The 18,751-nt window shown below is 54.7% G+C and carries 19 protein-coding genes; 9 read left to right on the plus strand and 10 right to left on the minus strand.

Going from position 1 to position 18,751, the window contains the following annotated elements; all coding sequences use genetic code 11:
* The first annotated feature begins 11 nt into the window (after positions 1 to 11).
* The 6 genes from AB1F12_RS13320 (at position 12) to AB1F12_RS13345 (ending at position 5,358) form a co-directional block, all read left to right on the plus strand.
* Positions 12 to 1,313, plus strand: coding sequence for an NAD(P)/FAD-dependent oxidoreductase (locus AB1F12_RS13320; protein ID WP_368184857.1), 1,302 nt, complete (start codon positions 12 to 14; stop codon positions 1,311 to 1,313).
* A gap of 81 nt (positions 1,314 to 1,394) precedes the next feature.
* Positions 1,395 to 2,267: a TIGR01459 family HAD-type hydrolase gene (locus tag AB1F12_RS13325; protein ID WP_368184858.1), complete on the plus strand. Its 873-nt coding sequence runs from the start codon at positions 1,395 to 1,397 to the stop codon at positions 2,265 to 2,267.
* 93 nt (positions 2,268 to 2,360) lie between these two features.
* Positions 2,361 to 2,804 (plus strand): MaoC family dehydratase, encoded by a 444-nt coding sequence (locus AB1F12_RS13330; RefSeq protein ID WP_368184859.1) that lies wholly within the window; start codon positions 2,361 to 2,363, stop codon positions 2,802 to 2,804.
* Between the two features lie 115 nt (positions 2,805 to 2,919).
* Entirely contained in the window at positions 2,920 to 3,858 is a 939-nt protein-coding gene (locus tag AB1F12_RS13335) for a bifunctional riboflavin kinase/FAD synthetase (protein ID WP_368184860.1), read from the plus strand.
* A complete protein-coding gene (locus tag AB1F12_RS13340; RefSeq protein WP_368184861.1) occupies positions 3,851 to 4,321 on the plus strand; it encodes a YcgN family cysteine cluster protein in 471 nt (156 codons plus the stop codon). Before AB1F12_RS13335 ends, AB1F12_RS13340 begins: the two co-directional genes overlap by 8 nt.
* Positions 4,321 to 5,358 carry a low specificity L-threonine aldolase gene (locus tag AB1F12_RS13345; protein WP_368184862.1) on the plus strand — a complete coding sequence of 346 codons (1,038 nt, stop codon included), beginning with the start codon at positions 4,321 to 4,323 and terminating at the stop codon, positions 5,356 to 5,358. Before AB1F12_RS13340 ends, AB1F12_RS13345 begins: the two co-directional genes overlap by 1 nt.
* On the opposite strand, the gene AB1F12_RS13350 is transcribed toward AB1F12_RS13345, so the two are convergent.
* Together AB1F12_RS13350 and AB1F12_RS13355 are read right to left on the minus strand one after the other, a co-directional pair.
* On the minus strand, positions 5,326 to 6,129 hold the full coding sequence (locus AB1F12_RS13350) for an alpha/beta fold hydrolase (protein ID WP_368184863.1): 804 nt from the start codon (positions 6,127 to 6,129) through the stop codon (positions 5,326 to 5,328). The two genes, AB1F12_RS13345 and AB1F12_RS13350, sit on opposite strands and share 33 nt — an antisense overlap.
* On the minus strand, positions 6,130 to 6,729 hold the full coding sequence (locus tag AB1F12_RS13355; protein WP_368184864.1) for a 2-hydroxychromene-2-carboxylate isomerase: 600 nt from the start codon (positions 6,727 to 6,729) through the stop codon (positions 6,130 to 6,132). It abuts the gene before it with no gap.
* A gap of 111 nt (positions 6,730 to 6,840) precedes the next feature.
* On the opposite strand from AB1F12_RS13355, the gene AB1F12_RS13360 reads away from it, so the two are divergent.
* Complete coding sequence (locus AB1F12_RS13360) at positions 6,841 to 7,857, plus strand: ribose-phosphate pyrophosphokinase (protein ID WP_368188371.1); 1,017 nt, start codon at positions 6,841 to 6,843, stop codon at positions 7,855 to 7,857.
* A gap of 92 nt (positions 7,858 to 7,949) precedes the next feature.
* On the opposite strand, the gene AB1F12_RS13365 is transcribed toward AB1F12_RS13360, so the two are convergent.
* The 8 genes from AB1F12_RS13365 to AB1F12_RS13400 all read right to left on the minus strand — a co-directional run bounded on the left by AB1F12_RS13365 (position 7,950) and on the right by AB1F12_RS13400 (position 15,264).
* Positions 7,950 to 8,555, minus strand: coding sequence for a VPLPA-CTERM sorting domain-containing protein (locus tag AB1F12_RS13365; RefSeq protein ID WP_368184865.1), 606 nt, complete (start codon positions 8,553 to 8,555; stop codon positions 7,950 to 7,952).
* A 93-nt stretch (positions 8,556 to 8,648) separates the two neighbouring features.
* Positions 8,649 to 8,999, minus strand: a complete 351-nt coding sequence (locus tag AB1F12_RS13370; RefSeq protein WP_368184866.1) for an H-type lectin domain-containing protein — start codon at positions 8,997 to 8,999, stop codon at positions 8,649 to 8,651.
* Between the two features lie 139 nt (positions 9,000 to 9,138).
* On the minus strand, positions 9,139 to 9,561 hold the full coding sequence (locus AB1F12_RS13375) for a F0F1 ATP synthase subunit epsilon (protein WP_368184867.1): 423 nt from the start codon (positions 9,559 to 9,561) through the stop codon (positions 9,139 to 9,141).
* A gap of 9 nt (positions 9,562 to 9,570) precedes the next feature.
* Positions 9,571 to 10,995 (minus strand): F0F1 ATP synthase subunit beta, encoded by a 1,425-nt coding sequence (gene atpD / locus AB1F12_RS13380; RefSeq protein ID WP_368184868.1) that lies wholly within the window; start codon positions 10,993 to 10,995, stop codon positions 9,571 to 9,573.
* Positions 10,996 to 11,014: 19 nt separating this feature from the next.
* Positions 11,015 to 11,890: a F0F1 ATP synthase subunit gamma gene (locus tag AB1F12_RS13385; protein ID WP_368184869.1), complete on the minus strand. Its 876-nt coding sequence runs from the start codon at positions 11,888 to 11,890 to the stop codon at positions 11,015 to 11,017.
* A 14-nt stretch (positions 11,891 to 11,904) separates the two neighbouring features.
* The gene (atpA, locus tag AB1F12_RS13390) at positions 11,905 to 13,443 is read right to left on the minus strand and encodes a F0F1 ATP synthase subunit alpha (protein WP_368184870.1); all 1,539 of its coding nucleotides are present in this window, start codon (positions 13,441 to 13,443) and stop codon (positions 11,905 to 11,907) included.
* Positions 13,443 to 14,003 (minus strand): F0F1 ATP synthase subunit delta, encoded by a 561-nt coding sequence (locus AB1F12_RS13395; protein ID WP_368184871.1) that lies wholly within the window; start codon positions 14,001 to 14,003, stop codon positions 13,443 to 13,445. The genes atpA and AB1F12_RS13395 overlap by 1 nt, the downstream gene beginning before the upstream one ends.
* A gap of 502 nt (positions 14,004 to 14,505) precedes the next feature.
* The gene (locus AB1F12_RS13400) at positions 14,506 to 15,264 is read right to left on the minus strand and encodes a class I SAM-dependent methyltransferase (protein WP_368184872.1); all 759 of its coding nucleotides are present in this window, start codon (positions 15,262 to 15,264) and stop codon (positions 14,506 to 14,508) included.
* A 61-nt stretch (positions 15,265 to 15,325) separates the two neighbouring features.
* On the opposite strand from AB1F12_RS13400, the gene gloB reads away from it, so the two are divergent.
* Together gloB and clpA are read left to right on the plus strand one after the other, a co-directional pair.
* Positions 15,326 to 16,093, plus strand: a complete 768-nt coding sequence (gene gloB / locus AB1F12_RS13405) for a hydroxyacylglutathione hydrolase (protein ID WP_368184873.1) — start codon at positions 15,326 to 15,328, stop codon at positions 16,091 to 16,093.
* 292 nt (positions 16,094 to 16,385) lie between these two features.
* On the plus strand, positions 16,386 to 18,707 hold the full coding sequence (gene clpA / locus AB1F12_RS13410; RefSeq protein WP_368184874.1) for an ATP-dependent Clp protease ATP-binding subunit ClpA: 2,322 nt from the start codon (positions 16,386 to 16,388) through the stop codon (positions 18,705 to 18,707).
* Positions 18,708 to 18,751: the final 44 nt, after the last annotated feature.

The raw sequence follows: 18,751 nt of genomic DNA on the forward strand, positions 1-18,751 counted from the left end.
AGGATGATCCAATGGATCTGTTAACCGCCAATGATGTGCCGGGGGAATATCCCCCGTCCTACTACGCCGCCAATGCCACAACTTTGCCCCCGTTCCCGACGGCGACTGGGGCGTTGCGGTGTGATGTCTGCGTCATCGGCGGGGGGTTTACCGGGCTTTCCTCGGCGCTGCATCTGGCCCAACGTGGCTATGACGTCATTCTAGTCGAAGCCTCCCGTATCGGGTCCGGCGCATCCGGGCGCAATGGCGGTCAGGTCGGTCAGGGCCAGCGACAGGAACAGGACGTATTAGAGGACATGCTGGGGCGTGATCACGCCCGCGCGCTGTGGACCATCGCCAATCAATCCGTTGATCTGGTGCGTGATTTATCGAAATCAGAACTGGTCCACGCGGATTTTCACCCCGGCATCATTCACGCCGCCCACCGCGAACGTTATGTTCCTGATTATCACGCTTATGTAGAAAAGCTGCACCGCGACTACGGATACAATCAAATTAGCACACTAAACCGCCATGAATTACGGGAATTCGTCAATTCACCGTCCTATTATGGCGGCACATTGGATTTGGGTGCAGGGCATATTGATCCGTTGCAATTTGCACTTGGATTGGCGCGGATGGCACAACAAGCAGGCGTGCGTCTGTTTGAAAATACGCGCGTGACCCAGATCGTCGAAGGCACCCCCGCCAAAATCATCACCCAAAACGCTGATATCACATCCGATCATGTGGTTCTGGGGTGCAATGGATATCTGGGGGATCTCATGCCGCGCGTCGCGGCCCGGGTCATGCCGATCAACAACTTTGTCGTGGCCACAGCCCCCATGCATCCCGATCAACAAGAACAGATTATCAAACACAATTACGCCGTCGCAGACAGCAAATTTGTGGTGAATTATTTCCGGTTCTCTATCGATCATCGTCTGATCTTTGGCGGCACCGAAAGTTACGGCTACAAATTCCCGCATGACATCGCAAAAAATGTCCGCAAACCTTTGGCCGAGATTTTTCCGCAATTGGCTGATGCAGACATCACCCATGCTTGGGGTGGCACGTTGGGCATCACCATGAACCGCATGCCGCATTTTGAACGGATCGCTGGCAATATCCTAAGCCTGTCCGGCTATTCCGGGCATGGCGTGGCCATGGCGACCCTTGCAGGCCAGATCGCTGCTGAAACAATTGCCGGTCAGGCCGAACGGTTTGATCTGATGGCAGATGTGCCCACCCATCGGTTCCCCGGCGGACGGCATTTGCGATCGCCTTTGTTGGTGTTGGCCATGCTTTGGTATTCTCTGCGCGACCGGCTGTGAGGCCTGCCCGCCCCTAGAACACCTGTCACGCGGCACAATGTTGCGCTACACGGGGGCCACAGACAGCCAATCGGAGCCCCCATGACCCGCATTATTTCGTCCCTCGCCGAAGTTACCGACCAATATGACGCCGCTTATGTGGATCTTTGGGGCTGCGTGCATAATGGCATCATCGCCCACCAAGACGCCGTCGAGGCCCTGCGCGCCTTTCGTGCGGCTGGCAAAGTTGTGGTGCTGGTGACCAATTCACCCCGCCCCCGCGCCAATGTGGAACCGCAATTGCGTGAATTTCAGGTTCCCGAAGATTGCTGGGACACCATCGCCACCTCCGGCGACAGCGCGCGGTCGGCGATGTTTCAGGGGGCGGTTGGCCAAAAAGTCTGGTTTGTCGGGCAACCACATGAGGCCGCGTTTTTTGAACCGTTGAACCTGTTGGACCAACCACTGAACGTGCAAACGGTTCCGTTGGAAGAGGCCGAAGGCATCGTGTGCTGCGGCCCTGAAAATCCAGAAGCCGACCCCGCTGAATATCGTGCACAGTTTTTATACGCCAAACAAAAAGGGCTGAAACTGCTCTGCGCCAATCCGGATATTGTTGTGGATCGCGGTGAAACACGTGAATGGTGCGCCGGCGCATTGGCCGCGCTTTACACGGAAATGGGGGGCGAAAGCCTGTATTTTGGCAAACCGCATCCGCCCATTTACGATCTGGCCGCGCGCCGCCTAATGGCCACCGGTTTGGCACCCGCCAACCCACGGATTCTGGCCATCGGCGATGGGATTCGCACAGACATCCTTGGGGCGCTTGGGGATGACATTGATAGCTTGTTTATCACCGGCGGGCTGGCAGCCAAAGAAACCAAAACCACCCACCAACCTGATGAAAATGCGCTTAATGCATTCATTGAAAACGAAAAAATTACGCCAACCTATGCGATTGGCCAGTTAAGATAGTCAAAGAAGGGGCTTGATTTTTCTGCAACTGCAAAGTAATTATGTTGCCAATGACACCCATTATTGGACCATTTGTTACTCATGGAGCGCAAAATGCTGGATAATCAGCCCCGCGGCACGATCTGTATCGAAGATCTGGAAATTGGCATGGTGCGCAGCCTGTCAAAGGTCATCACCGATCAAGACATTGAAATGTTCGCCGAGGTGTCCACCGACCGCAATCCTGTGCATCTGGACGATGATTACGCGCAGGACACGATCTTTGAGGGGCGGATCGCCCATGGGATGCTGACCGCCGGGTTGGTGTCTGCGGTCATTGGCGAACAATTGCCCGGCCATGGGACCGTTTATCTAGGTCAAAACCTGAAATTTCTGGCCCCTGTACGCCCCGGCGACATGGTTCTGGCCGAAGTCGAAGTGATGGATATCGACCATTCCAAACGCCGGGTCAAATTGGACACACGGTGTCTGGTGAATGGCAAAAAGGTTCTGATGGGCGAGGCAAACGTTCTGGCGCCGTCGCGTAAATTCGATTGATCCACGCCAACCGGTCCCGGAAAATCTGAACGTTTCCGGGACGTTTTCTAACAACAGAAAACGGCGACGTCTGCGAATGCTTGCAAGTGGTTTGCAGGACAGATAGGGCATGAGAATGCGCATCATCCGAGACACCGAATTCGTGCCCGCTGACATCCGCGGAGCTGTTGCAGCCATCGGCAATTTCGATGGTGTGCATCTGGGCCATATCGCCGTGATTGAAACCACCCGGAAAACGGCTGATGCTTTGCAGGCACCGCTGGGGATCATGACGTTTGAGCCGCATCCGCGACAGGTGTTTCAACCCAACGGTCCGGCCTTTCGGTTAATGAATGCTGCAGCCAAGGCGCATCGTCTGGAAAAACTGAAAGTGGATCACCTTTATGAACTGCCGTTCACGCCTGCGCTCTCTTCGTTGAGCCCTCGGGAATTTGCCCAAGAGATCATCGTCAAACGGCTAGGCCTGGCGCATGTGGTTGTCGGCGAAGACTTCTTCTTTGGGGCGAAACGCGCCGGAAAAGCGGCGGATTTGCAGGAATTCGGCGCTGAAATGGGATTTGGCGTGACGGTTGTGCCGCTGGTTTCGATTGGCGACGAAGAGGCCTCTTCGACAGCGATCCGCAAAGCGTTGGGCGAAGGCCGCCCACATGATGCTGCGGATATGTTGGGCCATTGGCACCGCATTGACGGCGTCGTCATTCAAGGCGATCAACGGGGGCGCGAATTGGGGTTTCCGACCGCGAACATGTCCATCGATGACCTGCACCCGCCGCGTTTTGGCGTTTATGCCGTGCTGATCGACGTGCTGACCGGGCCACATGCGGGCAATTACCATGGGGCCGCATCCATTGGGGAACGCCCGACATTTGGGATAAATCACCCCAATTGCGAAACCTACATCTTTGATTTCAAAGGCGATCTATACGGGGCTGACATTTCTGTGGCACTGGTTGAATATCTGCGTCCAGAGCTGAAGTTTGACGGGTTGGATGCCCTGATCACCAAAATGCACGCTGATTGCGACCAAGCGCGTGAGATCCTGAAAAATGTCTGATCCCATCGACAGAACCGGCCTGCGGGATCAGTTCTGGAACACCGTTCCGATGACCAAAATGACGGACAAAGAATGGGAAGCCCTGTGTGACGGCTGTGGCAAATGCTGCCTGAACAAATTGGAAGACGAAGAGAGCGGCGAAGTGGTTTTGACCCGCGTCGCCTGCCGATTGTTGGATGACGCGACGTGTCATTGCGCGCAATACGACATCCGCCACCAATTTGTGCCCGATTGCATCCGCCTGACCCCGCAATCCATCCCGGACCACCTATATTGGCTGCCCCAGACCTGTGCCTATCGTTTGGTGCATGAGGGACGCGATCTGTTCCACTGGCATCCGCTGATATCCGGCAACATGCAAAGCGTGCATGCGGCTGGCGTGTCCGCCCAAGGGTTAACCGTATCTGAATTCGACATTCACGAAGATGAATGGGAAGACCACCTGATCGAGGAACCAACCTGATGTATTTTGCATCTGACAATGCCGGTCCGGTGCATCCGAACGTGATGCAGGCCATGATTGACGCCAATACCGGTTATGCCCCGGCCTATGGCAACGATGCGTTGATGGATCAGGTCCGCGACCAGCTGCGCATGATCTTTGAGGCACCCGATGCCTCTGTTCATCTGGTCATCAATGGCACTTCGGCCAATGTGTTGACACTGGCCACGCTGTGCCAACCGTTTGAAACGATTTTCTGCACCTCCCTGGCCCATATCCAGATGGATGAATGCGGCGCGCCAGAGTTTTACACTGGCGGCGCAAAGCTGACATTGATCCCGGATGTGGATGGCAAAATGACCTCTGCGGCATTGCGCAAAGCCTTGGACTCCGAAGGCAACCGGTTTCCCCATGGGCCAGAACGCGGCCCTGTTTCGATCACGCAGGTTACAGAAACCGGAACCTGTTATTCCCTCGCAGACATCAAAGCGATCAGCGACATCGCCCATGCCCATAACCTGCCCGTTCATCTGGACGGGGCGCGGTTTGCCAATGCGCTGGATCATCTGGGGTGCAGCGCGGCTGACATGACGTGGAAATCGGGCGTAGATGCCGTGTGCTTTGGCGGTACGAAAAACGGGTTGATGGGGGTTGAGGCCGTTGTGTTTTTTGACCCTGACAAAGGTCGCGAATTTGAGCTGCGCCGCAAACGTGGCGGGCACCTGTTGTCGAAACATCGCTATCTGTCGGCCCAGATGCAGGCCTATCTGACCGATGATCTGTGGCTTTCTCTGGCCAAACAGAGCAACCAAAACGCGGATTATCTGGCCCAAGGCCTGATCGCGGGCGGCGCAACCCTTGCTTATCCCGTTGAGGGTAATCTGATGTTTGCCAGCCTGCCAAGGGCCACCCATCAACGGCTGATCGCCGCAGGGGCCCAATACCACCCAGATGCAGATATTGCGTCAGGGGATCCCGATACATTGGTTCAGGCGCGGTTTGTCTGTGACTGGTCCATTGCAAAATCAGACATCGATCAGTTTCTCGCTCTGCTCTGATATAATGCGGGCGACTTGGGCGGCATGGGTCACGGCCACCATATGACGGGCCTCTGGGATCACGTGGGATGTGGCATTTGGCAATCGGGCCGCCAGTGCCTGATGAACCAGCGGGATCAACGGATGTGTGTCGGCCCCTGCGATCAGCGTCACTGGAATTTGTAACGCCTCTAGCCGGCCGGGCACCAACATCCCACCGATATCGTCATCTGTTGCCCCACGTGCCGCAGCGATCAATGGAATGCGGCGCATCAATCCGGCCCTCTGACGGTTCGGCAGATCCGCCCAAGGACGCCCATCGCCCCACCACCGCATAAACATCCGCGCCGCCGTTTCGAAATCCTGATCGGCCAAGGCGGCATCAAAGGCCACATAATCCTGCTTCATCACGCGGTAGGTTGTACTGTTTTGCACGGCTCCAAACATCACCGGTTCGATCAAGGTCAAACGGCGCACCAGATGCGGATGTTCCAGTGCAAGCCGCAACGCGATGGTCGCCCCAAAGGAATGACCGATCACATGTGATCCCGGCTGTGCCAGCTGGGCGGCGATGCTGACCGCCTGCCCCTGTGGGTCAATCTGGTCAGCATCCGCGCTGCGCCCATGGCCGGGCAGATCAAACAGCGTCGCATCGACGTCCACCAAATTGTCCAGCAGCGGTAGCAACGCTTCGTGTTTGGCCAGTGAACAATGGATCATCAAGGTGGGGTTCGCGCCGTCCCCACCCCGTTCAACCCATATGTCTGACCCAGATATTCGGGTCAGTGGCATTTACAGATCACCTGACAGATGCGCATCCAGATCATCCAACCGGTCATGTCCCCAGAACCGTGCATCCCCATCAGTGATGTAAAATGGCGCGCCAAATGCGCCAGCGTCGATCGCTTCTTCTAGATTGCGCCCATATTGTTCCGCCCCGGTCAGCATTCCGGAGTTGATCAGCGATGCCTCATACCCGGCCGCCACCAGACATTGGGCGATCACATCATCCTGCGCGATGTCTTTTTCTTCGGCCCAGACCGCGCGTAAAACCGAATGGCACAGCGCGCCCAGATCCCCGCCACCGGCATTGGCCGCCGCGATGATCGCATAGGATGCAGGGGCCGCATTGGTCGGCCAATGGGCGGGATTGAAATTCATCGGCAGGCCGGTTTTTGTGGCCGCGCGCACCAGTTCCTGCATACGATAGTCGATCCGATTGGGATGACGATCCTTGGGCGGCGTGCCCCCTGTGCGGGCAAACAGTGCCATAATGTCCAGCGGTTTGTACTGAATGTCCGCGCCATGTTTCGCTGCAATTTCCTCTAGCCGCAGCCCCGATAGGTACGTGAAAGGCGATAAGACGGAAAAATAGTAGTTAATCTGCGGCATTTTGCGCTCTCCTGCACTTGGGATTATTTGCGTCACCGTAGGGGTGTGCTAGGCGGTGTCAACGTCATGATTCTGTCACCTGCTCTGACAGAAAGCCAAGGGGAATGGCCGATGCCGACTATCCACGAACCAAAACTGATTTCAGGTAACGCAAACCGGCCACTGGCCGAAGCGGTCGCGCGGCGCATGTCGATGCATCGCGGAATGAATGTAGGATTGGTTGATGCCCGTGTCGAACGGTTCAACGATCAGGAAATCTTTGTTGAGATGTATGAAAACGTCCGCGGCGAAGATGTGTTTATCATTCAATCCACATCCAACCCGGCCAATGACAACCTGATGGAACTGCTGATCATGGCAGACGCGCTGCGTCGGTCATCGGCGGCCCGTATCACCGCTGTGATCCCGTATTTCGGCTATGCCCGTCAGGATCGCCGCGCCAAGGCCCGCACACCGATCTCTGCAAAACTGGTGGCCAATATGTTGGTCGAAGCCGGGATCGAACGGGTTCTGACCATGGATCTGCATGCGGCTCAAATTCAGGGCTTCTTTGATATTCCAGTCGACAACCTTTATGCCAGCCCAATTTTTGCGCTGGACATCAAACACCACTTCAAAGACGGTCTGGACGACGTGATGGTCGTGTCACCGGATGTTGGCGGCGTGGCCCGGGCGCGCGAATTGGCCAAACGGATCAATGCGCCGCTGTCGATCGTGGACAAACGCCGCGAAAAGGCCGGCGAGATCGCTGAAATGACCGTGATCGGCAGTGTCGAAGGCAAGAAATGTATCATCGTCGATGACATCTGCGACACGGCTGGCACATTGTGCAAAGCTGCCGAAATCCTGATGGAACATGGCGCAACCGAAGTGCATTCTTATATCACCCACGGCGTGTTGTCCGGGCCCGCAATTGAACGGATCAGCAATTCGGTGATGAAGTCACTGGTGATCACCGACAGCATCGAAGCCACGCCAGAAACCAAAGCCTGCCCCAACATTCGGATCGTCCCTACGGCGCCGATGTTTGCCCAAGCCACGCTGAACATCTGGAGCGGCACATCCGTGTCGTCGCTGTTTGATCACGAAACTCTGACGCCGATCTATGAAGGTCTGTATAACGTCTGATCCATCGCGCTGAGCTGACCATCAGCCCCATAAAAAAACGCCGGGTTTGTGCAATCACGCAAACCCGGCAACACTCTTTAAATATTGACGATTTATCGGGCGCGACGTTTCATTCGCGCCAATCCCGCTATCCCCGACAGCAACAACAGAGCAGACGCTGGAAGCGGCACAGCCGGGAGCGATGGCGTAGACACAAGTGCAAAATCGGTGATTGTCATGCTGAACTCTTGATCAAAATAAGTTCCTTGTGCCCCCAAAGTCCCAATCAATTGGCCAAGGAGCCAAACGTGCTCTACATCGAACTCCCCTTGTCCCGATGATATCTGAACATAGTAGTCCTGATGGCTAAAGAAATCTAAGTTACCAGCGAACCACTCGACTTCGGAATCGAATCCGTTTGTGTGGGTTTCGCTAAACAACAGATTTCGATGTTGATCCAAAAAAGTTAGCGTGAGCGTCTCACCTGCATGAAGTAAGTCACTGCCGAAATAAACATCCTGAATAAAATGACTGTAGTAGGCGTCATAGTTAAACGGGTCTTCAGTGTCTGGGACGGTGATAAGTTCATTGAAGTTCGCATTGTAAGTCGCTTCATAAACCTGCCCAGTGGACACATGAAATGCACCAGCTTGGGTGGATAAAACGCAAAGCGTCAACGCGCCAAAAATCAAATTGGTTATTGAAAATTTTCTGGTCATGTAAATCTCTCTCACAATGAATTGTCTAGAGATTTGCCCCGCGCCAGGCATCACCCGTTTGGGTGATAGCGCCAAAATATCCGGCCTTTGGAGTTAATAAAGGTCCCATTCGTCTGCATGGCGCAGCTCACCGATGGCCTGCCAGCCCACACGCACACGCGCGACTTTGGTGTCACCCCATGTGCGAAACACGATTTTGAACCCATCGACGGTCACGTCGTCGGTTTGCACATCCATACGGCCATTGGCGCCGTTGGATATATCCCACATCGACAGATGCGCCTGTACCGTCGGAGGTGTACGATAGCTTTCGCCAAAGGACACATGCGATACCATTTGGCGCGGACCTTCGCCCGACCACATTTCACCATCATTCTGAAAATCGGAAAACAGAACAACTTCGCCCTGATCGATCCCGATCCAGTGATTTCTAAGCCGTTTCATTATATTAGCCCCCTGCCTCTATTCGGGGATAAATGGTTAATTCTTAATGAATAGTTACCAAATCCGTCAAAATCATGTTGAAAAAACGAAAAAGGCCCCAGCGATTGCGGGGCCTTCCTCAAATCTAAGTCACCAAAGATCAGCTGGCCGAAAGGCCGATAGTTTCGCCCATGGCAACCATATCGGCCACCAATTTCGCAGCATCATCTGCCGCGCCGGGCTCACCGGCTCCCTCTTGTGCTTTGGTCAGGGCGTCTTTTGCCGCGCCGATCAAACGATCGAACACGTCTTGGGACACTTCTGCCTTGGCAAGGGCTTTTTCAGCCAGAACCGATACCGCACCGGCGGTGATTTCGGCGAAACCGCCGGAAACCACGAATTCGTCCACGCCACCCGCATGGGTGACTTTCAGGACGCCGGGGCGCAGTGTGGTGATGGTTGGGGCATGGTCAGCCATTGCTGTCATGTCGCCATCCGCACCAGGGATCTGAACCTCGGTTGCCTCGATTTGCGCCAAGCGCGCTTCGGGGCTCACAAGGTCGAATTGCAGGTTCTCAGCCATATCGCCTCCTTAAGCTGCTTCCGCAGCCATTTTCTCGGCTTTTGCGATCACTTCACCGATGCCGCCTACCATGTAGAACGCGCCTTCGGGCAGGTGGTCATATTCGCCAGCCACAACGGCTTTGAACGACGCGATTGTGTCTTCCAGAGGCACCTGAACACCGTCAGAACCTGTGAACACTTTCGCAACGTCGAAGGGCTGAGACAGGAAGCGCTGAATTTTACGCGCCCGTGCCACTGTCAGCTTATCTTCTTCGCTCAGTTCGTCCATGCCAAGGATGGCGATGATGTCTTGCAGCGATTTGTAACGCTGAAGGATCTGCTGAACGTCAGTTGCAACGCTGTAGTGCTCTTCGCCCACGACGGCTGGATCCAGCAGACGTGACGTTGAATCGAGCGGGTCAACCGCAGGATAGATGCCCAGCTCGGAAATCGCACGGTTCAGAACCGTGGTCGCATCCAAGTGCGCAAACGAAGTCGCAGGTGCAGGGTCAGTCAAGTCATCCGCAGGTACGTAAATCGCCTGAACCGATGTAATCGAACCGTTTGTGGTCGATGTAATCCGTTCCTGCATCGCACCCATGTCGGTGGCCAGAGTTGGCTGGTAACCCACCGCAGAAGGAATACGACCCAACAGCGCGGACACCTCGGAACCCGCTTGTGTAAAGCGGAAGATGTTGTCGACAAAGAACAGAACGTCGGTACCAGATTGGTCACGGAACTGTTCAGCCATTGTCAGGCCGGACAGAGCAACCCGCATACGCGCACCTGGAGGCTCGTTCATCTGACCGTAAACCAACGCCACTTTGGACTTGGTCAGGTCTTCGGCGTCGATAACACCGGATTCGATGAATTCGTAGTACAGATCGTTCCCTTCACGGGTCCGTTCGCCCACACCCGCGAATACGGAGTAGCCAGAGTGCACTTTCGCGATGTTGTTGATCAGCTCTTGAATAAGAACTGTCTTACCCACACCCGCACCACCGAACAGGCCAATTTTACCACCTTTGGCATAGGGCGCCAAAAGGTCGATAACTTTGATCCCTGTTACGAGGATTTCAGACGCAGTGGACTGAGCCTCAAAAGGAGGAGCGTCGGCGTGGATCGAGCGCGTTTCAGCCGCGCCGATTGGGCCTTTTTCGTCGACGGGGTCGCCAACGACGTTCATGATCCGACCCAGGGTTGCATCCCCAACAGGTACGGAAATTGGAAGGGCACTATCGGTCACTTCTTGACCGCGGACCAGACCTTCGGTCGCGTCCATAGCGATGGCACGAACTGTGTTCTCGCCAAGGTGCTGCGCAACCTCAAGAACCAGTTTTTTACCATTGTTGTCCGTTGTCAGCGCGTTCAAAATCGCCGGCAGTTGATCCTCGAACTGCACGTCCACAACGGCGCCAATCACCTGGGTGATTTTGCCTTTTGCGTTTGCCATTGTCGTTTCTCCGGTTCTCTTAGAGCGCTTCCGCGCCCGAAATAATTTCAATCAGCTCGTTGGTGATCACAGCCTGACGTGAGCGGTTAAACTCGATTGTCAGTTTGTCGATCATGTCACCCGCATTGCGTGTGGCGTTGTCCATGGCGCTCATACGGGCGCCTTGTTCGGACGCACCATTTTCCAGCAAAGCCGAGAAGATGGCAGTCGCCACGCCCCGCGGCAGCAAGTCGGCCAAAATGGCTTCTTCGCTGGGTTCGTAATCATACAGGGTCGCGTCGCCCTCATCCTCGGATGCCTCAAAGGCAGCGGGGATGATTTGCTGGGCAGTCGGGATCTGTGTGACCACGTTCTGGAATTTCGCGTAGAAGATCGTGGCAACGTCAAATTCGGCGGCATCAAAACGCGACAGGATATCGCGGGCGATGTCCTGTGCATTTTCATAGCCAACGCGTTTCACGTCAGTCAGATCAACATGCGCAATAAAATGATCGCCAAGTTCACGTTTCAGAGCATCCCGGCCTTTTTTGCCAACAGTGATGATTTTCACTGTTTTGCCTTGGGCGGTCAGTTCTTCGGCGCGCGCACGGGCGAGCTTTGAGATGTTGCCATTGAAGCCACCACAGAGGCCACGTTCAGAGGTCATCACCACCAAAAGATGGGTTTGATCGCTGCCCGTGCCCGACAGAAGCTTGGGGGCGCTATCGCTACCGCCCACCGATGCCGCCAGACCGGCCATAACCGCGTTGAAACGCTCGGTATATGGACGGGACTGTTCGGCAGCTTCCTGTGCCCGCCGCAATTTTGCAGCGGCCACCATCTGCATGGCCTTGGTGATCTTGCGGGTCGATTTGACCGACTCGATCCTGTTTTTAAGGTCCTTAAGACTTGGCATCGCCTCGTCCTCCCTTAAGCGAAGTCAGCGGCGAATTCGTCCAGCGCAGCTTTGATCCGTGCTTCAGCGTCGCCTTTGATCTTGGGATCCTCATTGGTGATGAAGTCCATCAGATCTTTGTGCTTGCTGCGCAGGTGGTTCAACAGACCAGCTTCGAAACGGCCAACGTCTTTGACGCCAACTTTGTCGAGGTAGCCTTTGGTACCCGCGTAGATCACGCAGACGATTTCAGCGTTGGTCAGGGGCGAATATTGTGGCTGTTTCATCAGCTCGGTCAAACGGGCACCCCGGTTCAGCAATTGCTGAGTGGCGGCATCCAGATCGGACCCGAACTGCGCAAACGCAGCCATTTCGCGATACTGCGCCAGTTCCAGTTTCACTGGACCAGCAACCGATTTCATCGCGTTCGTCTGAGCAGCAGAGCCCACACGAGACACCGACAGACCGGTGTTCACAGCAGGGCGAATACCCTGATAGAACAATTCAGTTTCCAAGAAGATCTGACCGTCGGTGATCGAAATCACGTTGGTTGGAATAAACGCGGAAACGTCACCACCCTGCGTTTCAATGATCGGCAGAGCGGTCAAAGAACCAGCGCCATTGTCTTCGTTCAGTTTCGCAGAACGTTCCAACAGACGGGAGTGAAGATAGAAAACGTCACCTGGATAAGCTTCGCGCCCTGGTGGACGACGCAGCAGCAGGGACATCTGGCGATAAGACACAGCCTGCTTGGACAGATCATCATAGATGATCAGAGCGTGGCGGCCATTGTCACGGAAATGTTCGGCCATCGCAGTCGCGGCATAAGGTGCCAGGAACTGCATTGGCGCTGGGTCAGAAGCGGTCGCAGCAACAACGATGGAATATTCCAGAGCGCCGTTTTCTTCGAGCTTTTTAACCAGCTGTGCAACTGTGGAACGTTTTTGGCCAACAGCCACATAAACGCAGTACAGTTTTTTGGATTCGTCGTCGCCAGCCGCGTCATTATACGCTTTCTGGTTCAGGATCGCATCCAGTGCCACAGCTGTTTTACCAGTCTGACGGTCACCAATGATCAATTCACGCTGGCCACGGCCAATCGGGATCATCGCATCCACAGATTTCAGACCTGTCGCCATCGGTTCGTGAACCGATTTACGTGGGATAATGCCGGGGGCCTTAACATCAGCAACCAAACGTTTGGTTGTGTTGATCGGGCCTTTGCCGTCCAGTGGGTTACCCAGACCGTCGACAACGCGACCCAGCAGTTCATCACCGGCTGGAACGTCCACGATGGACTTGGTCCGTTTTACAACGTCACCTTCTTTAATGTCTTGGTCAGACCCAAAGATAACAACACCAACGTTGTCCGCTTCGAGGTTCAGAGCCATCCCCTGGATACCACCAGGGAATTCGACCATTTCACCGGCCTGGATGTTGTCCAGACCAAAGACGCGCGCAATACCGTCACCAACGGAGAGCACACGGCCCACCTCGGCAACTTCGGCATCCTGACCGAAGTTTTTGATCTGGTCCTTAAGGATCGCAGAAATTTCTGCAGCTTGGATCGCCATTATCCGACCTCTTTCATAGTGTTCTGGAGTGCGGAGAGCTTCGAGCGGATCGACGTATCGATCATTTTCGAACCCACCTTAACGACAAGACCGCCAATGAGGCTTTCATCAACGGTCGCTTTGATAACCACATCCGACCCAAGTTGGGCCTTCAGTGTTTTAGAGAGCTTCTCTGATTGCGCCTTTGTCAGCGCCTTAGCAGAAGCAACCTCAGCGGTTACTTCGCCGTTTTCGTCGGCCAGCATGGTCCGCAAAGATACGGTCAGCTGTGGCAGCACGAACAAACGACGTTTCTGAGCCAAAAGGCTAAGAGTGTTAGACATCGTTGCAGACAGCTTCATTTTCTGGGCCACGGCCCCGATAACGGCTGCTTGTTCGTCCCGCGAAAAGATCGGCGATGCGATCAAATCCCGCAATTCGGCGCTATCTGCCAATGCGGCATCGATGGCGTCGATATCTTTTGCGAGAGAAGCGAGTTCATTGCCGTCTTTGGATAAATCAAAGACAGCGGTGGCATAGCGCGCGGCAATGCCTGAGGAGATCGAAGCTGGTTCGGACACGTCCACCCTTCCGATTCTTGGCCAACCCTTCACTCGGGGGATCCCGAATGTCAGATAGGCAGCTAGTATTGGCCTCAGCATTGGCTGGGGCGTCAAAATCAGGGGGGATGTAACAGAGCAATTTCACTGGGGCAACAGGCTTGGGCTGGGAATGTGACCTAGTGTTAATGGTTTCCCAAAACTCAAATCCGTTTCGTTTCGCCAAAACATGAACAACCCCCTAATAGATCAAGGGATTTTCGGTCGACCGCTCAATTTTCACCTGAAAAATTCATCCGAATTGCCACCCTTTGCCGCAGTAAAAAAATCGCCCCGACCGCTTCGATTAATGAGACCAAGAGTATCAAAACTAAAGATTGACGGGTTTGGCACGGATTTGAAGCCGACTTTACCTACCCAAAACCCCGTAAAATTGTGATTTTTACCCCTCAGATTGGGGCAAATTTACCAATCGCTGGTTTGATTCTGTTGATCAAACAAAGGACCTGCCCGATCCGACACCTTAATCAGGCTGTTCGCGGCGCGCAGGTTCAGGTGCGGACATGCCTTCCAGAATTTTCAGCGGCCGGCGCACCGCTTCGGGCAGGCTGGGGCGCGTTGGGGCTGGGACTTGTTTGCTGACCTCAACCATCAGCACCCCACCGGCGCGCAGAATCGGCAGATGCCGCCCCAGATTTTCCACAACTCCCGCAGACCTCCGCCAACCCCGAGAGGCCGAAGGAGGTTGATACAATGTCGATAGGGCCTTTTCGGTTTTAAATCCGTGCTGGCGCAGCTGTATTTCCAGCTGAGACAGTGAATATGGGCGCCCAAACCCAAACGGCGTTTTGTCAGATCGCGACCAAAGCCCGGTCCGATTGGGCAAAACAAACACCGCACGGCCCCCCGGCCCGAGAACCCGATAGCATTCCTCTAGAACGGCGGTCGGCTGTTCAGAGGTTTCCAACCCATGCATCACAACCAATTTGTCGACCTGCCCCGTTTGCAGCGGCCATAATGTGTCTTCGCATAAAACAGATACGTTTTTGCGCCCCGGCGGCCACGGCATGACGCCTTGGGGCCCCGGCATCAGGCCAATCACGCGCCGTGCATCATTTAGATAGGGGCGTAACAATGGCACGGCAAAGCCAAAACCGGCGACGGTCTGGCCTTTGGCCTCTGGCCAAATGCGTGTCAATTCATCTCGAATTACCTTTTGAACAGCACGCCCCAGCGCACTGCGATAGTAGAAATTCCTCAGAACCAGTACATCAAGATGCATTGCAACCAGCGTCCCTTCGCGTCAGGCTAACCACAACATAACAATGAAGATCGCGAAATCCATGCCCCTAACGCTGTTAACCATCCCATGTTTGTCAGATAATTACGCTTTTCTCGTTCACAACGACGCCACAGGCGAAACAGCCCTGGTGGATGCGCCTGAATCCGAACCGATCTTAGCGGCGCTGGCGGACCGGAATTGGACGCTTACGGATATTTTGCTGACACACCACCATTGGGACCATGTGGATGGGCTTGGGGCGATTCGTAACGCGACGGGCGCCCGCGTGATCGGCGCGGCTGCGGATGCAGAACGCCTGCCGCCGCTGGATTTGGCCGTCACAGAGGGCCACACAATCACCGTTTGTGGCGAAGCGGTGCATATATTTGATGTCTCTGGGCATACAATCGGCCATATCGCGTTTCATTTTCCCGACTCATCCCTGGCCTTTACCGCTGACAGCCTGATGGCATTGGGATGTGGGCGATTGTTCGAAGGAACGCCCGCCCAAATGTGGGAAAGCCTGCAAAAACTGCGCGCCCTGCCCGCTGAAACGTTGATTTGCTCTGGGCATGAATATACCGCATCCAACGCCAAATTTGCCCTGTCGATTGACCCGAACAATACAGCCCTGATCGAACGGGTCGCAGACATCACGGCCAAACGCGCCGCAGGGGAATTTACCGTGCCATCAACATTGCAGTTGGAACAGGCAACCAATCCATTCCTGCGCGCTGACGCCAACGACATGAAAGCAGCGATTGGCATGGACACAGCATCTGACGTCGAAGTGTTCACCGAAATTCGGGCCCGCAAAGATAATTTTTGAGCCAGTCCAAGAGCGTTTTCCCGAAATACCCCACGACCAAATGGGGTATTTCGAGGCTCAGACCCTAAATCTTGCGAAAAACCACGATTAGTTGAATATTTTTATTCCCCCATCAAAACCCCTTAATTATAAGGGAAAAGATGGTTTTTTCGCCCCCCCCATGACGACAAATAAATAAAAAAGCCCTTGAAGGTTCGGCTTCGAAAGCGAACTTTAATCTTAAGAGGCCACGGTCAGGACGGGGCCTGTAGCCAATCCGGCCCTTCCCGACCCCGATCAGAGGAGCACGCACGTGCCGTCTTTCTCGACAACACTTGAGCAGTCCATTCATTCCGCCCTGGCGCTTGCCAATGCGCGGCGACACGAACTTGCAACGCTGGAACACCTCCTGCTTGCCCTCATTGATGAGCCAGACGCGGCCCGTGTAATGAAGGCATGTTCGGTGGATCTGGACGAATTGCGCAAAGCGTTGGAGGAGTTCATCGAAGATGATCTCTCCACGTTGGTCACCGATGTTGAAGGGTCCGAAGCCGTTCCCACAGCCGCCTTTCAGCGGGTTATTCAACGCGCCGCGATCCATGTGCAATCATCGGGCCGCACTGAGGTAACCGGTGCCAACGTTCTGGTTGCGATCTTTGCCGAGCGCGAATCAAACGCCGCTTATTTCCTGCAAGCCCAGGACATGACGCGTTATGACGCGGTTAATTTCATTGCCCATGGCGTTGCCAAGGACCCGGCATTCGGTGAAAGCCGCCCGGTCACTGGTGCCCCTGACGAAGAGGAAACCGTGAACGTTTCCATGGAAGGCGATGAAAAAGAAAGCGCGCTTGCCAAATATTGCGTGGATTTGAACGTCAAAGCCGCCAAAGGCGATGTTGATCCGCTGATTGGGCGCGATCACGAGGTTGAACGCTGCGTGCAGGTTCTATGTCGCCGTCGCAAAAATAACCCATTGCTGGTGGGCGATCCCGGTGTGGGCAAAACCGCCATTGCCGAAGGTTTGGCCTATAAAATTGTCAAATCCGAAGTGCCAAACGTCCTTGCAGGAACGACGATTTATTCCTTGGATATGGGCGCCTTGCTGGCAGGCACCCGGTATCGCGGTGATTTTGAAGAGCGCTTGAAAGCGGTGATGAACGAGCTTGAGGAACATCCCGATGCGGTGCTGTTCATCGACGAAATTCACACCGTGATTGGCGCAGGCGCAACATCCGGCGGTGCCATGGACGCCTCCAACTTGCTGAAGCCAGCATTGCAAGGCGGTAAATTGCGCTGCATGGGATCAACCACTTACAAAGAATTCCGCCAGCATTTCGAAAAAGACCGCGCCCTGTCACGCCGGTTCCAGAAAATCGACGTTGCGGAGCCATCCGTCACTGATTCTGTGAAAATCCTCAAAGGGTTGAAGCCCTATTTTGAGGAACATCATCAGATCAAATACACGGCCGATGCGATCAAAACCGCCGTAGAACTGGCAGCGCGCTATATCAATGACCGCAAACTGCCCGACAAAGCGATCGACGTGATCGACGAAGCCGGCGCGGCCCAACATCTGATCCCGGAATCCAAACGCCGCAAAACCATCGGCACCAAAGAGATTGAGGCCGTCATCGCCAAGATCGCTCGGATTCCTCCGAAAAACGTGTCCAAGAACGACGCCGAGGTCCTGAAAGATCTAGAGAAATCTCTGAAACGCGTGGTCTTTGGTCAGGATGATGCCATCGTTGCATTGTCTTCGGCGATCAAGCTTGCACGGGCCGGGTTGCGGGAACCTGAGAAACCGATCGGGAACTACCTGTTTGCTGGCCCAACAGGGGTCGGTAAAACGGAGGTTGCCAATCAATTGGCGTCCACCCTTGGCGTGGAATTGCTGCGGTTTGACATGTCGGAATACATGGAAAAACACGCCGTTTCGCGTTTGATCGGGGCGCCTCCGGGTTATGTTGGGTTTGATCAGGGCGGTCTGCTGACCGATGGGATCGATCAACATCCCCATTGCGTGCTCTTGCTCGATGAAATCGAAAAAGCCCATCCAGATGTGTTCAACATTCTGTTGCAAGTGATGGATCACGGGACACTTACCGATCACAATGGGCGTTCGGTTGATTTCCGCAATGTGATCCTGATCATGACGTCGAATGCGGGTGCAGCCGAACAGGCCAAATCTGCCATTGGCTTTGGCCGAGATCGCCGGACCGGCGAAGACACTGCCGCGATCGAACGCACGTTTACGCCTGAATTCCGCAACCGACTGGATGCTGTGATCAGCTTTGGTGCGCTACCCAAAGAAGTCATTCTGCAAGTGGTTGAGAAGTTTGTTCTGCAGCTGGAAGCGCAATTGATGGATCGCAACGTCGCCATCGAATTGACACGCCCAGCGGCCGAATGGCTGGCCAACAAAGGATATGATGATCGGATGGGCGCACGGCCGCTTGGACGGGTTATTCAGGAATTCATCAAAAAACCACTGGCCGAAGAGCTGTTATTCGGCAAATTGGCAAAAGGTGGGTTGGTCAAAGTCGGTGTTAAAGATGGAAATATCGATCTGCGCATAGAAGAGCCTGAAAAAGCTCGGATATCCGGCGATAAGCCACCTTTGCTCACGGCTGAGTAACCAACCGTGTTGTACAAGTTTTTAAGGAAAGGGCAGCTCATTGT

Source organism: Aestuariibius sp. HNIBRBA575, assembly GCF_040932005.1.
Taxonomy (GTDB): Bacteria; Pseudomonadota; Alphaproteobacteria; order Rhodobacterales; family Rhodobacteraceae; genus CANLNM01.